The organism is Saccharibacillus qingshengii (genome assembly GCF_013185195.1).
GTDB classification, from domain to species: Bacteria; Bacillota; Bacilli; order Paenibacillales; family Paenibacillaceae; genus Saccharibacillus; species Saccharibacillus qingshengii.
The window spans coordinates 72,511-93,798 of sequence record NZ_JAAZWC010000009.1 but is presented as its reverse complement, the minus strand read 5'-3'; the positions used below and the strand labels follow the sequence as shown (position 1 = coordinate 93,798).

18 protein-coding genes are annotated in these 21,288 nt (G+C 56.3%); 5 read left to right on the top strand and 13 right to left on the bottom strand.

Annotated elements, in window-relative coordinates; all coding sequences use genetic code 11:
• Positions 1-59 precede the first annotated feature (59 nt).
• The gene (locus HRQ60_RS09930; RefSeq protein WP_172195659.1) at positions 60-2,741 is read left to right on the top strand and encodes a DUF4084 domain-containing protein; all 2,682 of its coding nucleotides are present in this window, start codon (positions 60-62) and stop codon (positions 2,739-2,741) included.
• A 75-nt stretch (positions 2,742-2,816) separates the two neighbouring features.
• Here the strand turns inward: HRQ60_RS09930 and HRQ60_RS09925 are convergent, their stop codons facing one another.
• Positions 2,817-3,731, bottom strand: a complete 915-nt coding sequence (locus HRQ60_RS09925; RefSeq protein WP_172195658.1) for an arginase family protein — start codon at positions 3,729-3,731, stop codon at positions 2,817-2,819.
• A gap of 109 nt (positions 3,732-3,840) precedes the next feature.
• On the opposite strand from HRQ60_RS09925, the gene HRQ60_RS09920 reads away from it, so the two are divergent.
• Entirely contained in the window at positions 3,841-4,188 is a 348-nt protein-coding gene (locus tag HRQ60_RS09920; protein WP_172195657.1) for a winged helix-turn-helix transcriptional regulator, read from the top strand.
• Positions 4,189-4,327: 139 nt separating this feature from the next.
• Here HRQ60_RS09920 and HRQ60_RS09915 read toward each other — a convergent pair whose 3' ends face one another.
• The gene (locus HRQ60_RS09915; protein WP_172195656.1) at positions 4,328-5,635 is read right to left on the bottom strand and encodes an extracellular solute-binding protein; all 1,308 of its coding nucleotides are present in this window, start codon (positions 5,633-5,635) and stop codon (positions 4,328-4,330) included.
• A gap of 218 nt (positions 5,636-5,853) precedes the next feature.
• Between HRQ60_RS09915 and HRQ60_RS09910 the strand changes: the two genes are divergently transcribed.
• On the top strand, positions 5,854-6,096 hold the full coding sequence (locus HRQ60_RS09910; RefSeq protein WP_172195655.1) for an RNA polymerase sigma factor: 243 nt from the start codon (positions 5,854-5,856) through the stop codon (positions 6,094-6,096).
• Here HRQ60_RS09910 and HRQ60_RS09905 read toward each other — a convergent pair.
• Positions 6,036-6,860 carry a cache domain-containing protein gene (locus HRQ60_RS09905; RefSeq protein WP_172195654.1) on the bottom strand — a complete coding sequence of 275 codons (825 nt, stop codon included), beginning with the start codon at positions 6,858-6,860 and terminating at the stop codon, positions 6,036-6,038. The two genes, HRQ60_RS09910 and HRQ60_RS09905, sit on opposite strands and share 61 nt — an antisense overlap.
• Positions 6,861-7,030: 170 nt before the next feature.
• Here HRQ60_RS09905 and HRQ60_RS09900 point away from each other — a divergent pair, with 170 nt between their 5' ends.
• Together HRQ60_RS09900 and HRQ60_RS09895 are read left to right on the top strand one after the other, a co-directional pair.
• Positions 7,031-7,918: a carbohydrate ABC transporter permease gene (locus HRQ60_RS09900; RefSeq protein WP_172195653.1), complete on the top strand. Its 888-nt coding sequence runs from the start codon at positions 7,031-7,033 to the stop codon at positions 7,916-7,918.
• 1 nt (position 7,919) lies between these two features.
• Positions 7,920-8,777: a carbohydrate ABC transporter permease gene (locus tag HRQ60_RS09895; RefSeq protein WP_172195652.1), complete on the top strand. Its 858-nt coding sequence runs from the start codon at positions 7,920-7,922 to the stop codon at positions 8,775-8,777.
• 88 nt (positions 8,778-8,865) lie between these two features.
• On the opposite strand, the gene HRQ60_RS09890 is transcribed toward HRQ60_RS09895, so the two are convergent.
• The 10 genes from HRQ60_RS09890 to HRQ60_RS09845 all read right to left on the bottom strand — a co-directional run bounded on the left by HRQ60_RS09890 (position 8,866) and on the right by HRQ60_RS09845 (position 21,115).
• Positions 8,866-9,156, bottom strand: coding sequence for an immunity 53 family protein (locus HRQ60_RS09890; RefSeq protein ID WP_172195651.1), 291 nt, complete (start codon positions 9,154-9,156; stop codon positions 8,866-8,868).
• A gap of 583 nt (positions 9,157-9,739) precedes the next feature.
• Positions 9,740-10,054, bottom strand: a complete 315-nt coding sequence (locus HRQ60_RS09885; RefSeq protein WP_172195650.1) for a hypothetical protein — start codon at positions 10,052-10,054, stop codon at positions 9,740-9,742.
• A gap of 144 nt (positions 10,055-10,198) precedes the next feature.
• A complete protein-coding gene (locus tag HRQ60_RS09880) occupies positions 10,199-11,200 on the bottom strand; it encodes a hypothetical protein (RefSeq protein ID WP_172195649.1) in 1,002 nt (333 codons plus the stop codon).
• A 137-nt stretch (positions 11,201-11,337) separates the two neighbouring features.
• Positions 11,338-11,649, bottom strand: a complete 312-nt coding sequence (locus HRQ60_RS09875) for a hypothetical protein (RefSeq protein WP_172195648.1) — start codon at positions 11,647-11,649, stop codon at positions 11,338-11,340.
• Positions 11,650-11,716: 67 nt separating this feature from the next.
• Entirely contained in the window at positions 11,717-12,331 is a 615-nt protein-coding gene (locus HRQ60_RS09870; RefSeq protein ID WP_172195647.1) for a hypothetical protein, read from the bottom strand.
• Positions 12,332-12,491: 160 nt separating this feature from the next.
• Positions 12,492-15,740, bottom strand: a complete 3,249-nt coding sequence (locus HRQ60_RS09865; protein ID WP_172195646.1) for a GAP1-N2 domain-containing protein — start codon at positions 15,738-15,740, stop codon at positions 12,492-12,494.
• A gap of 3 nt (positions 15,741-15,743) precedes the next feature.
• Positions 15,744-17,000: a TRAFAC clade GTPase domain-containing protein gene (locus tag HRQ60_RS09860; protein ID WP_172195645.1), complete on the bottom strand. Its 1,257-nt coding sequence runs from the start codon at positions 16,998-17,000 to the stop codon at positions 15,744-15,746.
• Between the two features lie 65 nt (positions 17,001-17,065).
• The gene (locus HRQ60_RS09855) at positions 17,066-17,737 is read right to left on the bottom strand and encodes a beta-mannanase (RefSeq protein WP_172195644.1); all 672 of its coding nucleotides are present in this window, start codon (positions 17,735-17,737) and stop codon (positions 17,066-17,068) included.
• 429 nt (positions 17,738-18,166) lie between these two features.
• The gene (locus HRQ60_RS09850) at positions 18,167-19,528 is read right to left on the bottom strand and encodes a dihydrolipoyl dehydrogenase family protein (protein ID WP_172195643.1); all 1,362 of its coding nucleotides are present in this window, start codon (positions 19,526-19,528) and stop codon (positions 18,167-18,169) included.
• Between the two features lie 258 nt (positions 19,529-19,786).
• Positions 19,787-21,115, bottom strand: coding sequence for a vWA domain-containing protein (locus tag HRQ60_RS09845; protein WP_172195642.1), 1,329 nt, complete (start codon positions 21,113-21,115; stop codon positions 19,787-19,789).
• Between the last annotated feature and the right edge of the window lie 173 nt (positions 21,116-21,288).

The window sequence follows — 21,288 nt, the reverse complement described above, 5'->3', positions numbered from 1 at the left end:
TAGACTATAGAACTAGAACTTTAGAATCATATTGAATGAGACAGGAGAGCTTGAAGACTATGACGGATCGCAAAAAACACATCGCTCTTTGTATGTTTATCATAATATTTACTGTCGGTTATTACGCCTGGATCAGCCTGTGGAAACACAGCCCGGACCTCTCCGCGATGGGGGGCAGCTTCTTCTCGGGCGCCGGGAATCTGATCGCGGCGATCTGGCTGACGAATGCCGCGAGAAGAAGTTCCCGCGAGAGAAAACATTTCTGGATGCTCCTCTCGCTGGGCAGCTTCAGCTATCTGATCGCGGAGACACTCTGGCTGTACGACGAAGCCGTGCTGGGAATTTCTCCGCCTTCTCCGGGTTGGACGGACGTCTTCTTCATTCTTCAAATCGTCTTCTATCTGGCCGCCTTCATCTATCCGTTCACCCGGATCGAGCGGAATTACCGCGCCCTTCGCCTGCTGTTCGACGTCCTGATCGTCATGACGGTCGCCACCACCTTCAGCTGGCATTTCCTGATCGACCCGCTGCTGAGTGCCGGAGACGCCGATATGCTGCATCTGGCCGTCTCCCTGGTATATCCCGTCGGCGATCTCGCTCTGCTGTTCGGCGCGGTCAGTCTCTACTGGGGTGCCCGGCAGATCTTCGCGGACAAGCTTGTTCTGTTGGTGGTCGGAGGCCTGGTGGTTCATGCGGCGGCCAACTCGGTCTACTTGTATCTGATCTCGAGCGACGCTTATGCCATGGGCAATCTGGTCGATCCCGTGTTCACGCTCAGTCTGCTGCTGATCGGCGGCGCCGGAGCACTGGAACGGCGCAGCCGGACGGCGGAAGCCGCGCCCAAGCAGGCGGAGAATCTCATGAAGCCGAGTCGGAGAAGGGACTTTGTACGCGTGGCGCTTCCTTATGCGAATGTCATCGTCTTGTTTCTCTTCATGGTGTTGGATACCGGCCGGATCGGCCCCCTTACGATCGGATGCGGAATCTCGATTCTGCTCGTGATCGCCCGCCAGATCTTCATTCTGCTGGAGAATCGGCGTCTGCTGCAGAATCTGTACGAAAAAACGCAGGAACTGGAGATCAGCGAGCAGCGGTATCGGTCCCTGTTCGATTATCACCCCGATGCGGTCTACTCGCTTGATCTGGACGGAAATTTCGAGAGCGCCAACGGAGCCTGCGCAGAAATCCTCGGCTATACCGCAGAGGAACTCAGAGGCATGTCTTACACGGACTTTATTAACGATCCTTCTTCTGCGGGCATATGGGGAGAAGCCAAGCAGCGTCGGGAAGGCCAGTCGAGACGGCAGGACATCACGATCCGGAACCGTGCCGGTCAGCTGTACGAAGTGAGCATTACCAGCATTCCGATCTGGGTAGGCGGCCGGGTCGTCGGACTGTTCGGGATCGGCCGGGACATTACGGAAAACAAACGGAACGAAGCCAAGATCAATCACCTGGCCTATCACGATTCGCTGACGGATCTGGCTAACCGGACTTCTTTTGACGAAGCACTCAAGCAGGCTCTGGCCGACGCCGATGCCCAAGAACAGGAACTGGCCGTCGTCTTTATCGATCTGGACCGGTTCAAGACGGTCAACGATACGATGGGCCACGATGTCGGCGACAAGCTGCTCGTCTCGGTAGCGGAGCGTCTGCGGTCCTGCATGCGCAAAGGCGATATGATCGCCCGCCAAGGTGGGGACGAGTTCACGCTGCTCTTCCAGAACATCTCGGGAGTCGACGATGTCAAGAATCGGGCGCGGCGCATTCTGGACGAGCTGAGCCTTCCCCACGATATCGAAGGACGCACAGTATGGGGGACGCCGAGTATGGGCATCGCCCGTTATCCGGCCGACGATACCACATCGGTAGGCTTGATGAAGAAAGCGGACATCGCCCTCTATCAGGTCAAAGACGGCGGCAAAGGCCATTACCGGCTGTTCGGCGACTCGGCTTCTTGGGTCTTCGATAAGCTGGCACTGGAACAGGATCTGGCCGAATCGCTCTCCAACCGCGAACTGTCTCTGCATTATGAACCCCAATACCATCCCGACACCCGGGCTTTGACCGGCGTCGAAGCAAGGGTTCGATGGGAGCGGCCGGCCTACGGACTGCTGGAGCCGGACCAATTCATGCCGGCCGCGGCAGAAATCGGCATGATGCCGGCGATCGGCGAATGGATGCTGAGCGAAGTCTGTAGGCAGTCGCGAATCTGGCAGGATCAAGGCAGTCCCGTTAAGATCACGATTAATCTCTCCTCCGTGCAGCTTGAACAAGACAGCCTCCCCGAACGGCTCAAGCATAGTCTGGACGAGAGCGGCGCACACCCCGAATTGCTGGAACTTGAATTTCCGGAAGCCCTGTTCCTCCGCAATCCCCAACATCTGCTGCCCCGTCTGCATGCGCTCAAGCAGCTCGGCGTGTCCTTATCGGTCGATGGCTGCGGGGCGCCGTATGCCGTACTGTCCGGTCTGAAGAATCTGCCGATCGACACCCTCAAAGTGGACCCCGATCTGATCCGTCATCTTGGAAGCAGCCGGGTCGGACAGACGATCGTCGCTTCGATTGCCGGCATCGGCAGGGCGCTGCAGATTCGCGTAGCCGCCGAAGGCGTAGAGAATGAAGATCAGGTCTCGATTCTGCGCGGATCGGCCCGTTTCGGCATGCAGGGCCCCTTGTTCGGCAGAGCCGTGCCTCCCGACGAGATCGGCGGTCTGCCGCAGCCGGTTCCCGGTTCCTGAGAAAAAAGCCTGAACTTAGGCCGCGTGCAAGCGGCTGTCGTTCAGGCTTTTTGGCGCGGGCCGGCCAAGCTTTTCTTACCCGTTCAGAATCGGAACTTCCGCCAGCATTTTTTTGAGATGGATCGCATCCCAGGGCATATGTTCGGTGAAGCCCAGCCCGACCACGTCCGTCTCCGCCGACAGCTCGCGCAGCAGTTCGGCCAAGCGGGCAAGCGTAAGGCGTCCCGGCGGCGAATACGTATAGGGCTCATGCGGATTGGCGAACAGCAGCGACCGGAATTCATGCGGATCGAGCACATCGAGATCTACATGGATCGCCAGATGCCGAATTCCGCTGCTGCGAATCCAGTCTTTGATCGAATCCGTGCCGTTCGCCGTTTCCCGCGCGTCCGCCGTTCGAATCCCCAATCGGTCGATCATGGCCGTATCGGATTCTTTCATCGAAATTCCCAACCGCTGGAACGCTTCGCCAATCGCCGCTCCTTCTTCCGGTGTCGGCTCCGACAATCCCGCGATAAATATATTCTCCGGCTTCAAAGGCTTCTTCACCCGCTTGGCGAATTCCGCGTCTCCTTCGCCCAGCAGATTGCCGAGCGGCAGCGTATGCGCGCGGTTATAACCGTCGATCTGCACGAGGTCGCTGTGGGCGTCGATCCAGATCAGGCCCAGCTCTCCGTCGTAGCGTTCATTGAGATAGGCAAAAGGCGCCTGCTCGACCAAACAGTCTCCGCCGAACATCACGACCCGATCCGGTTGGTGCGCGCGGATCAGATGATCGGCCGCATCGAGCTGCTCCAGCAGCTCCGTCCGTCCGTAGACGCCGTTCTCGTTCGCAAGCGGTGCGGCGCCCGGCGGACGGACCGGCACGCGGACCAGCGGCTGACCGCTATTCGGCGCCAGCCAGGCCAGCAGTTCCGCGCCCAGCGAATAATGGGGATTGTCCCCTCCCTGCCATTGCGGCATCAGTACACGCAGTGTTGAATGATTCATTTTTGTAAGTCCCCTTTGCTTGGAATGTAAGGTTACTATAAAATGAACGCGAGACAATAAACAGTACGCACTTTAAAGACAGCTACTGTCTGAAAGGATAGTGTGGATCATGAGTATGGCGGAATTCAAAGGCAAAGTGAAGAATATTCAGGACACACCGTTCGGCTATACGCTGTCCGTAATCGGCGGCAAATGGAAGATGGTCATCCTCTACCTGCTGGCGGAAAATCCTCCGGTCCGGTTCAATGACCTGAAGCGGCAGATCGGAGTCATCACGTACAAAACGCTGAGCACGCAGCTCAAAGAACTGGAAGCGGACGGCATGGTCCAGCGTACCGAATATCCCCAGATCCCTCCGAAAGTGGAGTATCGCCTAACGAAGAAAGCGGAGCAGCTGATGCCGCTGATGGAAGGTATGTGCGATTGGGGGATGGAGCACCAGCCGAAGGAGGACTAAATCGGCCTGCCGATCGAGATCGGGTACCTAGCAGGCATAAATTCGGACCGCGCCAAAAAGCCCTCGACGGAAAACGTCCACGCGCAATGCGGGAAGACGTTTTCGACGAAGGGCTTTTTTCATGATTGCTGCTTGCTTCTTACTGCGACGATCCCAACTGAATCCACGCCTGCTGGATCTCGTCGATCGCCTGTTCTTTCGTTTTGTTTTTGCCGATATACGCCTGCATGATCTCGCCGAATTTCTGGTGGAACGTGTCGAGCGAATAGTTGACGGCCAGGTCGCCGGATTTGCCGCTTTTTAGAATCTCGTCCATTTCTTTGGGCATTTGCAGATCCGGCAGCGGCGCGTCCTTAATCGGCGGAATGACTTTGGCAACCTGGGAGAACCAGTTCTTGCCGTATTCCGACGTGTACAGCCAGTTGAAGAATTCGATCGTCTGCGGGGCCGCGGCCGAATCTTTGTTGATGCGCAGCGCCTGATCGGCACCGGTGATGATCCGGGACTGCTCGGCTTTGTCGCTGACCGGGTAACCCATGATGCCGATCTTGAAATCCAGGCTGATCTTCATGATCGCTTCTTCGTCCCAGGCGCCTTTGCCGGTCATCATGGCCGCTTTGCCGGATGCAAAATCGCTGACTTCGGCGTTGCTGTCGCGCTCAAGCGGTTTGTCCGTGCCGTGTGCGACGGTCGTATCGATAAAAGCAAAGAAGTTGTCCGTGAGTGTCGGGTATTCGCCGAACGTGGTCTCGCCCTTGATGAACTTGTTCACCAGCTCCTGCGCGGTGATGCCGGCATCCTCCGCGGCAGCGTCCACATAGTGCTGGAAGACGTGCTTCCAGACCCACCACTCCTTGTAAGCGTTCGCAAAAGGCGTGATTCCTTTGGCTTCAAGCTTGGCGATCGCATCGTCCATCTCGGCAATCGTCTTCGGCGGTTCGGTGATGCCGGCCTGCTCGAACAGGTCTTTGTTGTAGATCATCGCAAACAGATTGCCTTTGACCGGAAGACCCAGCACTTTGCCGTCCAGCGAGCTCATATTGGCGCGCACGGCGTCGGTCATCGCGGCCGCAAGCGGTTCGTCCGTCAGATCGGCGCTGTAATCGGCATACGTATCGATATCTCCGCCCGCCGTCGTCTGGAACACGTCCGGCGTGCTGCCTGCGGCAATCCGCGATTTGAGGACGGTGTTGTAATCGGCCTGCATGATCTCGAGGTTGATCGTTACGTTGGGCTTCACCTTCTTGTACTCTTCGATATAGGCATTGAAAGCATCCGTATACTCCGGCGAAGCCGTGAACATGTTGATCGTCACCGGTTGGTCGGCGGCGGCTTCTCCGGTCGATCCCGTGCTTCCCGTATCGGCCGCCGGGCTGCTTCCGCAGCCGGCCAGCAGCGATGTGCCGAGCAGCAGTACCGCCGGCAGGGCAAACATTTTCTTGAACATTTTCGTACCCCCTGTATTCGAAAAGTGAAGCGGATCGGCATTTCCAAAAGAAAGCTCGACCCGCATCCGTTACCGCTATTTTAGGGCAGGACGAGGCCCGAGCAGAATGTACATAAGCGGCCTGTTAGGGGTAAAAAAGTAGCCGCAGCCTGCTGAAACTATTCCGCAGTCCCCATCGACTATACAGATAGAATCACAGAAAAAAGGAGGTTGGGCGGTTGAACGAGCTGCGCCTCATCAAGCGGATTCGGCGAAGCGGCGATCGGGCCTCCGCCGACCAACTGGTCCGGCATTATTACGACGACATCTACCGTTTCGTGCGCAGGCAGGTCTCGAGCGACGACCTCGCGCTGGATCTGACCCAAGACATTTTCATCTCCATTCTCCGCTCTATCGGCCGTTACGAGGGACGCGGAGGGGCGAGCTTCCGTACCAGTCCCCCGGACGCGGCCTGCCGATAGAAGCCGAGATCGTCCGTGTAATACGGATCCCCGTCCGCACTCAGCAGCATTAGATGTTCGCCTTGTTCGAGCGGCGCATCCCGGACGATCGTGTCCAGCCCGGAAGGATTGGCGTATACGGTCAGCACGGCCTGCGGTTGGCGCGATGCGATCGAGCGCAGCACCCGGTGATACGCGAGGAACCGTTCTCCTTCGCCTTCGGCCGCGGCCGGACCGGGCTCAAGCTGCAGCAGCGAGCGGTACAGCTGGTTGTCCGGCCGCTCCTTCAGCCGCCTATACCAGTCCGACCGCGCCGTCCCGCTGTCCGGAGCCGCGCGAATCACCACATTGTAGGCTTCTCGCGTCACCGAATAGGTCTTGTTCGTCTTGACGATATGCAGCTCCATCCCGTCCAGATCGCTGCGCGAATAGAACATCCGGCGCAGATAATTCTCCAGATACATCCGCGATCCGTAGTCGTTTTCTTCGTTCAGCACGGCACGGATCAGATCGTCGTACTGGAGCTGGGGAAGCGTCAGCTGCGCAATCCCGTCCATGTAGTCCTGCACATTCCGGTTGACCAGCAGCAGATTGTTGGCGGCGCTGTCGATGCTGCGGCGAACCGCTTCCCCGCGCAGCCTCTGATCCGACACCACGCTCAGCAGCACCACGACCAGAATCACGATCGTGGTGAACGGCACGAACAGTTTGTACGCCAGTCTGCCGGTCAGGCGTCTCCACAGCCGCCCGGCCGTTTCTCTTCCTTCCGAAGTAAGCGTTTGCATATTCGTTCACCTTTTTACCCTCAAGAGTTTTCTTTCGTCCATTCTGGCTGGAATATCGACATTCTATAATACAAACATCGAGAAAATCCATACCTTTTCGCGCAGAGCCGCAAACGTTCCGTTTTGGGGCCCCGGGTGAAAGAATCCGTTTATCGAAAAAGAGGTGCGCCATGTTCAATCTGGGAAGAAGACGCGGGGAGCGGCTGGAGTTCGGCCTGTTTACGCTGCCCGCCCTGATCTGTATCGCTTTTGCTTTCTATGTGCCGTTTGTGCTGACTGTACGCTATTCCATGACCAAATGGAACGGCATCGCCAAGAATCCGACCTTCATCGGACTGGACAACTTCCGCCAAATCCTGACCGGTGACGCCAATTTCACGAATGCCGCCCTGTTCACGCTCAAGTATACGATTCTGTATATTGTACTCGTTAACGTACTGGCGATTGCGCTGGCTCTGGTTCTCGACATGGGACTGCGCTCGACCAACTGGCTGCGGGCCGCCTTTTTCGTCCCGTACATTCTGAGTCTGGTCATCGTCGGCTTTATCTGGAAATTCATTTTCATGCAGGGCTTCGAATCGCTCGGCGACTCCACCGGCTGGTCCGTGTTTGCGCTCAGTTGGCTCGGAGAACCCGGTCTGGCCTTCGTCTCTATTCTCGGCGTCTCGATCTGGCAGTCCGTCGGGTTCTACATGGTCATCTATATCGCCGGACTGCAGTCCGTGCCGGACGACCTCAAAGAAGCCGCCACCGTCGACGGTGCGGGCGCTGTCCGAAGATTCTTCAGCATCACGCTCCCCCTGTTGGCCCCGTCGATCACCATCTCCGTGTTCATGGCGCTGACCAACGCGATCAAGGTGTTCGATGTGATCTTGTCGCTCACTTCCGGCGGGCCGGGCGGCACGACGTACAGCGTCGCCTACGATATCTACCGGGATACGTTCCAGAACAATCTGTACGGGTACGGCACCGCCAAAGCACTGATTCTGTTCGTCGCCGTACTTGCGATCACGTTCGTCCAGCTCTATATTTTCAAACGCCGGGAGGTCGAAGCCTAAGATGTCCAAATCCGTATCCGCAGTGCCCAAACGGCGTATCCGCCCCGGCCGTCTGGTGCTGGAAATCGGCATGGTCCTGCTGTCGCTGCTGTTTCTCTATCCGCTGATTCTGACCGTCATTAACTCGTTCAAGAGCTTCGCCGAAGTCATGAGCGACGTGATCGCCCTGCCGCAGTCGTTCAGCTTCGCCAACTACGCCTACGTCTGGAAAGCCGTCAACTATCCGCGGCTGTTCCTCAACAATACGATCGTCACCGGAATCGGGCTGGCCGGCATCATTCTGTTCTCGTCGATCGCCGCCTACAAAATGTCCCGCAGCCGTTCGCGCATGAGCGGCGTGCTGTACATGCTCTGCATTATCCCGATGCTGATTCCGTTTCAATCGATCATGCTGACCGTGCTCCAGATGGCCAAAGCCCTGCACCTGTCCGAAAGCACCTGGGGCCTCGGCATTCTGTACTGGGGGTTCGGCGCACCGCTCGCGATCTTCATCTACCACGGCTTCGTCAAAAGCATCCCGCGCGAGATCGACGAAAGCGCCACGATCGACGGAGCTTCCGGCTTCCGGTTGTTCTTCTCCGTCATTTTCCCACTGCTGAAGTCCGTAACGACCACCATCATCATCATCGACGTCATGTGGATCTGGAACGACTTCCTGCTCCCGCTGCTGATGGTCAACGGCTCGCCGGCGACCAAGACGCTGACGCTCGCCGCCTATACGTTTGTTGGTCAGTACACGTCGGACTGGCAGTACGCGATGACGGCGATGGTCATGGCGGTAATGCCATCGATTCTGGTGTTTATCCTGCTGCAAAAATATATCGTGAGAGGGGTTGTGGCGGGGGCGGTGAAAGGGTAGTCGCTTAAACGAAAAAAAGCTTGGGAACCCGACCGATAGCGGAGTTCTCAAGCTTTTTTGATCGGCATGAACGAACGAATAAAGGTCTTCACGTCGTCTCCGCCCATTTCCGAAATGTGCTGAAAATCTCGATTAAATTATGCGCCCCGCCTACTCCCTCGTAGACGCCGTTCTCCACTTTGATATACAGCCAATCTTCTTCCGTTCGATCGATTTGGATCGGTGCGAAGTCTTTGCTCTCCAGCTCGGTATCTTCCAGATGGATCGCGACTTTCCACCCGGGATTGTCCAGCGTCTCCATATGTATACCCCAGCTATGCTCCCAATCTCCGTCGCAATGCCGGGCGTACCAATCTTGTATCCATTCCAGATCGTTCATGATCTCCCTCCTTTATTTCCTTTTCAAATGTATGATCGTTCCATAGAAATCGCCACTCGTGAGCAAATGTATTCGATATCCAATGGTTGGTCAGCTCGCCCGAACACCGACTTTGCAGCTCTTCGATAATAAGCAAAAGATCTTCCACCATAAGAGCGATATCGTACTTGTAACCAAGCAGGATCGGAATATAATTCCACACCAGTACCGTACTCTCACCTTGTAGAGGAAACACCGATTCTATAGCGTCCCACAGCGACTCGTCTTGCTCCGATCGAACAGGAATGCTCTTTGGCACTCCAGCTTGTATAAAAAACGGCCTCGTATTCAACTCCCGTCTTCTTGCAGAATATTGTTCTTCGAAGCTCTTCGACTCCTCACTGCATATTTTCACCACTTCAAATCGAAACTCGTTACAGTAAAAAGTGAACAACAAATTTTCATCCTCTGTGAGTTGATGGTTAAATGGTAGTCGTAGTCTTTCTTCTCCATCTAAACTTCTATTTAAATTTATGCCCTACAAACAGTTATACTTTCTTTGCTTTAGGTAAAAATCATTTATAAGCTCATTGGATTTGTTCATTCAGTCCACCTCAAAAGGAGTAATAAACAAGAAGATTCCCTCTAAATCCTTACATTTCTCAGCCAATTCTTTGATGTTTCTTAAATGCTCCAAAGATTGAATATCTTGGACTTGGTCAAGCAGCAAATCCAGCTCTCTCATCAAGTAAGGTATCCATTCACTTATGACCAGCAAGTACTCACAATTAGATAATTCGCTGAGCAAAGGGAAGTTTTCACTGTCTTCTTCTTGGATTAAATATTCTTCGTCTCCTTCGACTGAAGTCAACTCTTCAATCACTTTGTAGTTCTCTACTTGCAAAAGAATGGTGAACATTTTATTCTTCTCCTCTTAAACTCAATCACTGCCGATCTTCGTGATACTGCGCGCCGCCGTTGTACTTGTCATTAACCGAAGTCGGATTCTGGCATCACGCCCTCTGCACCCTCCACGATCATCCCCCTAATAACTACAGTAGATTCAAAAAGCCCACTTGTTCTCCAGCTCTTGCGATCTAACAAGCTCTTTCATGAACAGCGCAATCGGAAAAGAATCTTCATGGTTATCCGGGTTTTCATCAAGTGTTTCTATCCAATATCTGATTCCTTCTTTATGAATAAAGAAATCTTCGATCAACAACTTACGCAGCGGTTCCAAATCTCCAGGGTCTACTTCGTATTCCCACAGCAGATCGTTGTAAGACTCCGCAATGATGATCATCAGAGTGAATTTTTCTTCGATATTCAAATTCAACTCCGTGTAGGCTTTCAAAAATTCGTCTAATCGAGACGCGTCAGCGACGATGAACTCCCAGTCTTGCCCCAGACCCGCAAACTCTTCAGGGAACCCGATTTTTTCTTCCAACCCTGTCTGCGCTTCTCCGGTCACCCACTTCGGGCTTTTGCTGTTCTGCACTTCTGAAGCACAGATCTTTGCAATTCGTGCATAGAAATTCAGATATGATTCTTGAACAGGCCCTTTGTCGAAGCATGCTCCAATAAGTTTGAATAAATGAAAAGCCAAAGCTTTTGGGAGGAACTCTGATTTTTTATATGCAAGATGGATCCTGTCCAAAAGGTTCAGCCATTCGTCAATATGAGCTTGATTCTTCTGTACATCCTCTGTCCAACCTTCAATCTGCTCTACCCATTGCCTGGTTTGATCGTCCGGAGCTTCTTTGGTTTCCAACGTGCCCAGCACCGTACATTGAAAAGCAGCTGACAGCTCTCGAATTCTCACTACTTTTTCAAAAGAAGAAAAACTCAAATCCGCTTCGTAAAAATAGGGGAAACCGCAGTATAGCGTACTTAATATTTCTTTCGGGACACAGGTTGACGGTAGGAAAAGTTCTTGAAGCAAGTTTTTTGCCAGTTCTAAATCGGAGGTTCTTACGGGTTCTGAAAAACGCAGCGCTGCATCTATTTTAAATAAAGCGAGTTCCAACTGCCTCTTCATACTTTCCATTCGGTAATCGATATCCATCTATTCAGACCTTTCATGTTCATACCGGGATGATGAGCGTTAAGTTTTTTCGAGACTTGCTGGCCGATTCATTGAGAAAGATCACACAACGAATTTTCATTCAATGAAGGTAAGTTCCTTCGTTGTCTTCTCTTCATTCAGTCCACCTCAAAAGGAGTAATAATCAAAAAACTTCCTTTTAGATTTTTACACTTCTTAGCCAATTCTTTGATGTTTCTTAAATGCTCCAAGGACTCAATACTCTGAACTTGAGCAAGTAACAAATCCAGCTCTTTAATCAAGTCAGGCATATCCTCACTTGTGGTTAGCAAGTACTCAACACTAGAGAAGTCACTCAGTAAATGAAAGGTTTCATTGTCTTCTTGGATTAAATACTTTTCGTCTCCATCCACTGAAGGTATTTCTTCAATCACTTCGAAGTCTTTTGTTTGCAAAAGGGTGGTAAACATCTTATTCATCTCCTCTAAAACATGACTTTTCAAAGTCGCCTCTTCTAGGACGCATTTTAAATAATCTTTATTGGGAGTTTGCTGAACGAATCATCAAATCTGTTAAAATCACCAAAGCGCATGACATAATAAATGCGAATATAAGTCGGTACCATCCGTACATCCCCATGTATTCAAAAAAGTGGTTTCCGGACAAAGCACCAATTATACCTGCAAGTAAACTGCCGATCAGACTTCCAGGAATATTTTTCACTAAGAAGAACCATCCAATCAAACTAACCGTTATCCCCATAGTTAAAGTCCAAAATAAAATGAGTCCTTTCTTTTCCCATACTTGATTCAAGAATAGAAATCCTTCACGTTTCTCGAACGCATCCAGAACCTGACGCATAATATGGGGTTGACTTTCTTGAGGATAAAACCAAACGGTAATAAAGAGAGTGGCGATTCCAATGACTATCCATACCCCAATCGAATAACGAGGCCGCAGCAGGTTCACAAGCATAAATCCAAGTCCAATCATTCCGATTCCACAAATTATCACGTTCAAAAAGTAGGTAGCCGGAATAGTGAACATGATGCCGAGCCCCGTATTTGGAAAGTAAAGATCTAGAACGGCCATCAAAAAAGTGCTGGGAAGAAGAAAAACAAGCAAGGTTCTAAGTCCGTCTTTTTTCTTCATTAATTCCTTCTATACCTATTCTTTATTTAATTCGCTTACAACGCCAACTGAAGGGTGAATAAACAATTTTATACAGAGTCTATTTAAATTCTGCACAAAAAGACCCTCAGGCATGCAGGCTTCCGCCGCTTGCCTAAGGGTCTTCACTTGGTTCTTGTATTTATTCCGCCGCCGAATCCGTGCGGATATCGTAGCTCTCCCCGTCAACGGTCACCTGCTGGACCGGGGAACCGAGTGCACTCACGATCCGGTACACCGCCGTGTACGGATAGTTCCCGGGGTCCGCCGCTTCGTAGGCGGACCCGCTTCCGGCTTCGGCGCCTTCTGCCGAAGCGTCGGTGCCCGAACCGGCCGCGTCCGTGCCGGTTCCCGGTTCGCTGCCGGAGGTATTTCCTCCGGCGGCATCGGTTCCGGACTCCGACCCGGAACCCGGTTCTTCACCGGCCGGCGTGCCTGCGGCCGGGTCGGTGCTCTCGCCGGATTCGCTGCCGGCTTCACTTCCCGGCTCGGCGCCGGCCGGATCGCCGGCTGCGGGATCGGTGCCCTGACCGGCCGCTTCGCCGGTCGTCTCTCCCGATTCCGTACCGGCTTCCGTGCCGGTCGGCTCTCCGGCAGTCGTGCCCGTACCGCCGCTGCCGGTCTCTCCGGCGGCATCCTGCCCGGCTTCGCCGGATGTGCCATCGGCAGGCTCGCCTGCCGCAGGATCTTCGGTACCGGTCGACCCTTCGGTCGGGTCGGGGTCCGCTCCCTGCTCAAACGCCGGGTTGTCGAGCACAACGCGGCTGGCATTCGCAAGCTTCAGTTCCAGCTTGGCCGGCCGGAAAGCATCCCGTTCTTCCGCGGTGCGGAAACGGAATTCGACCGTCTGTCCGTTAGAGGGTGCGAAGACCAGCATAGCCGGTCCCGCATCCGCGCCGGGCACCGTCTCGCCTGTGCCCGGCGTATCCGCAACCGTCTCTTCCGGCGGATCGGCCGGCGTCTGAGCGGTCTGCTCTTCGCCGCCCAGCACGCCGGTGGCGTACAGCACGCCGACGGTTCCGCCGCCGACGATCACCAGCGCCAGCAGGCCCATCAGCAGCAGCGCCAAGCTGCGGTTCCTGCGCATCCAGCGCACAAGCGGCGAAGCCTGCTGCGCCTGGATTTTGCGGTATACCGCGGCCAGCGGAGCGGGTGCGCCGTCGAAGTAATCGCGGCGCTTGTTCTTATCTCGGAACGCTTCGCGGTCGTGCGCGGCAAAATAATGTTCGATCGCGGCCGCATAAGCCGGATGCAGTCTGCCGTCTTGCAAGTACGGCTCCTGCGAAGCGGACCAGTCGAAGAAGCGGTATACCGCTTCGCGTCCCCCGGTCGCGGAAGAATTGATCCGCACCGCGTCGACCAGGCGGCGGTAATCCACATCTTCGCCGCCTCCGCTCAGGCTGCGCGAGAACGCCGGCATGAGGCGGCCGTAACGGCTGGCCGCGATCTCGGCCGGCAGCAGGCGCCGGCCGAGCTTCTGCACTTCGTCGGTCTCCCGGATCCCCAGACCGTCCAGCAGACTGGCATCCGGCCGCTCCAGCGTGAACCAGAGATACGCGGCGCGCAGCGCGGCGTACCGGTCCGTTCCGCGCGGACCGCGCACTTTGCGTTTACGTTCTTCGTCGCTCTCTCCTTCGAACAGGAAGCCGAGTCCCGTCACCTGCTGCAGCGTGACTTTTTCCCATTCCCATTCGTCGAGCAGGTATTGGACCGCTTCGTCGGCCAGCGCCACGCACAGCGGATGTTTCATCAGCTCTTCGCCCGTGCCGTCCATTAGACCGGCGGTCGGGTTGCCGTCGCCGCGCAGCGTCTCGACAACGCCGCGCACCGCCGAGACCGGTTCGCCGGAGCGGCGCAGCTTGCTGCCTATCGCCCGCAGCGACGAGTCGCAGAAGTGATCGTTGTTCAGCAGGCCCGGGTGGTCGTCGGACCATTTCTGCACGATCCGCACGACTTCCGCCGCGTCCGCGGCCGATTCCATTTTGCGGTCCAGATACGGCTCGAACAGCATGGAAGCCAGCTGTCGGTTGCCGATCAGCGTCGAGAAGAACATATCCGCAAGTTCGGGATCGCTCTCGATCACGGCGTAATAGGTCATGCCGCCGTCTTTGCGTTTCTGACGGGTCACCATCGGCATCAGCGTCAGCAGATAGCGCAGTACCGCGGCCCCGGCGCCTTTGCCTCCAACCCGGAAATACGCGACGATATCGCGCAGCAGATCCGGTTCCGGAATCCGTCCGGCCATCAGATCGTCCAGCTCGCGGTCGAAACGGCCGCCCAGCAGGTCGAACATCCGGGCTTTTAGGCGCGATTCGCCCGCACGGCGTACCCAGGCGGTCAGCAGCGCCAGAATCCCCCGCCGATCCTGCTCGTAAGGTTCTTCTTCGCCTTCTTCGATCCGGAACAGTCGGGACAGCTCCAGATAGCGCTCGGAGTTCAGCGCATCCGGCGTACTGCCGAGCGCTTCGTCCGCGAACGCATAGAACCGTTCCAGCCGCTGCGGATCGCGCAGCCCTTCATACAGGAAGTCCGCGAGTTCCTGCAGGCTTCCGCCTTCGGCGGCATTGACGATCCGTCCGCGCGAGAAATCGAACAGGAAATCTTTCTCGATATTCCGGTCGCCCGGACGCATCGAGCCTTGTTCGACGAACGTCAGATGAACGCCTTTGCGGCTGTGCGGTTCACGCGAATACGTGACAAAGCCCAGACGGCGGCGGAACTCCGGCGGCAGCGCCGCATACAGCACCTCCAGCAGCCTGAGGGCACGGGCGCTCGACTCGGCAACGGGCGCGTTCAGCGTCACGTAGACTTTGCGCCGTCCGCCCATCGATTCCATCAGCGCCAGCAGCAGCCGCTTGAACGACGAAGCTTCGAGGCCGAGTTCGTCCAGTTTGTCCGGGCCGGTCTTCGGCTGCGGCAGCTCGCTTCTCATCGGCAGGGCGGCAAGCTCCGGCAGCAGGGCGGAATCCGTGGCGCCTTCCGGCGACTCGGCGGCTTCGGACGCGAAGTCGGCATACAGGAAATTCATGTACTCCAAAGCCAGGCTATCCGCTTTTTCCGACGGAATGACATAGTTATGGGTGAAAAAGGTGCTGCGCAGCCCCGCAAAGTCGATCGATTTGTACAGACTGCGTCCCAGTACCACATCGCCGTTCTCGAGCTGCACCAGATGCACGGAATCCGGATAGGCGGACTCTTCCTTGACGCCGGAAGCGGTCAGCTCGGCCGGCGCGTCGTAGGCGCAGAGCGGGTGCAGCGTTTTTTTGATAAAAGTTTCGTCCAGGCCTTCCGTCCGCGCGATCGTGTCGTAGCCTTCCGTATCCCGGAAAATGCCGCTGCGCGCGCGCGTGTAGAGCTGCTGGCCGATTTTTTTGGAGGAGAATGGGCTCACGTTTTATTCTCTCCCCTCGATATATTTCAGCTTGTACAGCAGCCAGATAAACGGTTCGTCGACCCGGATCGGGCTGACAACGCCCTGAATCTTCTGGTCCACCGGATTGCTGCCGAGCGCCGACACCGCAAAATACCCGGTTTCGTTAAAGTACACATCCATCGTGCCTTTGAACGGCCGGTCCACTTTTTCGATAAAGCGCCGCACTTCGCCGTCGATATTGCCGAATTCGGTCAGGTCGAAGTAGTCGTTGTGCTCCATATTGTTGAACACATTGCTGTTGGGACGTATGTAGTCGCCGCCTTCGTCCGCAAGTGCGCGCAGCATATCGCTTTTGGTCAGCACGACCGCGGTCGGAATATCCGTTTTGCCTTTTTCCTGATGCGAAATGAAGTCGCTGAACATGGTGAGCACCACGTCGCGCGGCTCGTCGTAACGGTTGGTCCATTCGCCCGGTTTGTCGCCCAGCATGATCCGGATCCGCTCGCGGATCGAACGGATCTGCAGCGGATCGACCATGAACAGGATGCCCGCCGAGTTGCGGATATGCCGCCCGTGCAGGTTCATGTATTCTTCGTCCACCATACCTTCGCCCGCCACGTCGAAAAAGACGAGCGTCAGCGGAGGTTTCTTGTCGTCTTTGAACACGAATTGGAAAATGAACGGCTCCTGCATCCGCTCTTTCTGCGTAGATGCGAGCAAGTCGCCGCGTTCGAACAGCGGATCTTCGTAATTCATGCGGAACTTGCGGCTGATCTCCGCGTTAAGCGGCATGCACGCGGCGTCGAACCGGTCGGCCGTCGTCTGCTGCAGCGTATGGATCAGCGACGTCATGTAGACGGACTTGCCGACCTGCGACGCGCCGACGATCGAGATGATGTTGCTCGGCACCTTGCCCGCCGTCACCGGCAGCTCGTTGTGGCAGTGCGGGCACAGCCGTCTGCGCGTCGTCTCGCCGTAGCGGTCCGTCAGCGAAGTGAGGACATTGTCCGTGTACGTGCGATGTTCCGGCAAAATATCCTGCGGATTCAGAATCGCTTCCATGTCGTACACCGTATCGAGACCGAACCGCTCCCGGTACCGGTTCAGCGGCGCGTCTTCGCGCAGCGCGAAATCTTCGTCGTCCTCGCGATGATGCGAAGCGCGGAAGACGACTTCTTCCGGCGAGAACTTGCTGAAGCAGTACGGACAGACGATATCGTAAAACAGCGGCCTCGGTTCTTCCTGCGGCTTTCTTTTGAATCGGCTAAAAAAGCTCATCGCCGTTCCCCCTGACTCCTTATTGGTTGGATCGCGATCTGCATGATTCCCAAGGTAAACTGCGCTTATTCCGGCAGCAGTTCATACAAGAGCCCATACTTTTTCCCATCCGTAAAAAACACCCGCACAAAATCGTTCTTGCCCACTTCGATCTCCGGCAGACTGGTGCGGCCGGCCGGGAACGGGGTCCCGAACGGATACACCGTGCCGTCCTGCGGACCGGTCGGATAAGCGCCGCTTTTTTTGACATAGCAGAGTACGTCTTCGCCCAGCGGCACCTCGCAGGAAATTTCGATACGCACCGATTTGTACGGACGAAACAGCGCTTTTTTCTCCCGGACGGAGCAGCGAATCTTCGCGCGGCCGGCCGGCGTCTCGATCGTATTGGAACCGTCCGGCTGGCGGACCAGCACCGGTTCGCCGGCGCCCGGGACCACCGCGTATACGGTATACGCAAACCGGCCGATCCCGTCCAGACGATCGCGATAACCGGCCGCCGCTTTGTATTCTTCCCGCGTATACAGCTTCAGCCCGGACGGATCGGGGCTGAAGCTGCGTTCCGGCGCGGGCGGGGTTCCGCCTGCGCCGGAAAGATCGGCGTCGAGCGCCCTTCGGCCGATATAGACCGAATCCGCGCCCGACGGCCACTGCCACTGCAGCGTGCAGACGTCGCCGCTGACGCGGCGCGTCAGTTCGCGGATGACCGGCGATTCCGGACCCGCTTCGATAAACCGCATCCCGGATGCCTCCTTCGTCGACTTGGAACAATTTCGAGAGACGGAGATTCCTGCGCCAAACGTCGGCTCGACCGTTATCCGCTCCGGTTTCCCTGTTCGAAATCGTCCTTCTATTCATGCCTTGCCACGCCGGTTCCGGCAGTCGCAATTCCGGCTCCCGAACGGCTTTCTTCAATCTTCACAGCTTCTCCCATTATAACACAGCCGTCTGCTTGCGGCCCCCGCCTCCAGCCGGGGAATCCGTACAATCGGCCGACATCCGTTTTCGCCATACCGCGTCTTCCCCACAGCCTGATAGGCGGGCTCAAGCAGAGCAAAAAAGGAGGCCGATACACCTGTCGCTCCATCGGCCTCCTTCTCTTTTTACGCTTTCTTTTTCAAACTTCCTGCGTGCCGTTCTATCAGACATCCCGGCCGACTCTGGACTCGTTACTTCGTTTGTCCCTGACGCAGCAGACCCGATATCGTCGATTCGAACGAAGGGAAAGCGTACACCAGCTGATCTGCCTGCTCCGCCGACAGCTTGAGCGCGATGACCGGCGTCAGCGCGTTGACGATATCCAGCGCTTCCCGGCTGTAGGCGGCCGCTCCGGCGAGTTTGCCGTCCTTGTCGAACACCAGCGTCAGATGGGCATCCGTATCGCCCCGACCGGCGAAGTCCCACTGTTTGCCCAGCTCGATCGGCTTCACCGTATACGCGTCGGACTGCTCCGCTTCTTCCGGCGAGATGCCGATCTGCGAGATCCGCGGCAGGGTAAACGCGATCGTGGCGATCGGCGGATACTGGATCGGCGCATCGATCGCTCCCGACAGCAGCGCGGCCAGGTACTTGGCTTCGAATACGGATGTCGGGGTCAGGCGCGGCTGCTTCTTGTCCAATACGTCGCCGCTTGCGTAGATATTCGGCTGCGAGGTACGCAGATACCGGTCGACGACGATGCCTTTGCCGGTATATTCGACGCCTGCCGCTTCCAGACCCAATTGATCCGTGTTCGGAATACGGCCTGTCGCGTTAATGACCAGATCGGCATGCAGCGAAAGTCCTTTTTCCGTCGTGAGCACGGTCTCTTCGCCCTGCTTGGACAAACTTGCCGCCCGGTCTTCAAAATGGAACACGACGCCGTCGCCCCGCATCTTCTCGACCAGAGCCTGGGCATACGGTTGATGGAATCCGTTCAGCGCCTGGTTCGAGGTCTGGACGACTTCGACATGCGCGCCCGCTTTGGACGCGATCGACGCCAGCTCCATCGCCACGTACCCCGCGCCGATCAACACGATCCGCTGCGGAAGCTCCGGCAGATACAGGAAATCGTCGCTCGTCTTCAGCAGTTCGCTGCCCGGAATGTCCAGTTCCGCCGGGCGCTGACCCGCCGCGATCACGATCGTTTCCGCCGAATAGGACACGCCGTCCACCACGACCGTACGCGGATCGGCAAACTTCGCTTCGCCGTGCACGATCGTGACGCCCGCTCCGGTCAATCTCTGCTCCACCAGATCCGGCAGCGGATCAAGAATCGAATTCTTGTGCGCCATCAGTTTGGACCAGTCGAGCGAAAAAGAGCTTTCCAGACCGTGTCCGCCATACAGCTGCGCGTCTTCCATTACCTTGATCGGCGTGTCCAGAATAATCTTCGGATTGCAGCCGTAGCTGGTGCAGACGCCCGCAATCTTGTGACGCTCGATAACGGCGATCTTCCGGCCTGCCGCGGCAAGCGGCACCGCTGCGTTCCAGGCCGCCTGGCCGCTGCCGATAAACAGGATGTCGAACGAATGCTGTAGGGATTGAGTCATGGGATTCTTCCTCTCGGATTTGGGATTTGGGGTTCGGGATGCAGGGTCGGAATTCAGGATCTTTTTCACAAAAAATCCCTTCGGCTGCCTCCCGCTATCGGTAGTGTGCTATTTAATCACTCTCAATATCTTTACCCGTCCCTCTCTTCCGTCAACCCTGCCGGCCTATCCGGCTCTCATGCCGCTCTTAGTCTGTCAGCGCGGCGGCCGGAATTCTTTTTGCGAATCCGCTCGGTTTCAGACTTCCTTATCCGGCACTCAAAAACCGCTGCTGCGATCGCCGGGACGTGTCCCGAGACCCGCAGACGGATTGGATACGCTCGCGCCTTTGCGTCTGCGTTCGCGCCGCTGCTGGTCGCTGACCGGTACAATCAGCGTGAACACGGCGATAATCAAGGCCAGGGCCAGATCGGCCAGCAGTCTGACCGTCGGATGCCCAAGCGAATCGCCCTGCAGTCCGAGTTCCAGAATCAGTCCCGCGGCCAGACCGGCCAGTGCTCCGCCGATACCGAAGCTTTTGGCGAGGAACCGATTGTCGAACATGATCCCGAGCGCTATGCCGAGTGCGGCACCCAGCAGCAGGATCAGACCGATATGCAAAATTTGCAGATACGTGCTGCCTGCCGGAGCCCCGGTACGTTCGGTCAGCAGCGTATGGTCATCCAGATCGCGGTAGATATCCTGGAACGCCAGCGAGATCTGGTCGGCGTTGGCGACATTCGTATAGGTGCCGCCAGTCCGCTCGGACAAACTCTCCAGCAGACGGAATCCTTCTACCAAAGCTTCGCGATCTTGGGCGTTCAGCGTCTGGTCTTCCGCGTTGCCGAGGGCGATCGCATTGATCGGAACCCGCTGGTCCCGATACCCGGACACCACCGCGTTCAAATCCACGTCGGTCACGCCGTCGGACAGCAGAATGACCATCGCGCCGCTCTCCGCATTGCCCTGCTCCCGGATATGCTCCATCGTACCGGTCAGCGCCTGGTCGATTTTCGTTTTGTAAGTCGTTGGCTGGATCGCATCGATCTTCGCGTAAATCTGCTGCTTGGCACTGTCCGTCGCCGTTGAGGTCAGCGGCTGGATCAGCTGCGGAACCTCGTCGAAAGTAAACACGGCCACTCTCTTCTCCGCGTCCATTCGCCCGATCAGTTCTTTGGCCGCCGTGAACCGCTCGTTCTCGGGATCGTTGCCTTTGCTCTTCTCGTCGCCCGTCATACTGCCCGAATTGTCGATCAACAGCACGATATCGTTGATCCGCTTGGCTCCGCCCAGATCCAGTTCGTACACGAACTCAAACAGCGAACCCAGCGCCAGAAACGCAGCCAGCGTGACCGGGACAAGCATCTTCCACGACACTCCCGCGTAGCGTTCTCTCCAGGAGCGCCCGTTCAGCTTCGGCGAGATCATCTCCGCAACCAGGCAGCCCAGCCCGATACAAAAAGCCAGCACCGCAAAGTAGATCCCGACCAGCAGAATGCTGGACATCTCCCCTTCGTAACGGCTCAGCAGCCATTCCCCGATCCCGAAACCGACCGCCCCGCCGACAAGCGCCAACACCAGCAGCAGCCCATTGATTTTACGCTGCATCCTTCCTCACCCCTCTCTATGTATGCCGCAACCCGCCGCAGCCTATTGAATATCCCTTCGGGCCAATCGATAGACTGCGGCTGGCGCAGCCACTTTCAGGCCGCAGATGACAGCGGCCTTTCCCCCGCAAAGCCTATTGAATATCCCTTCGGGCCAATCGATAGGCTGCGGCT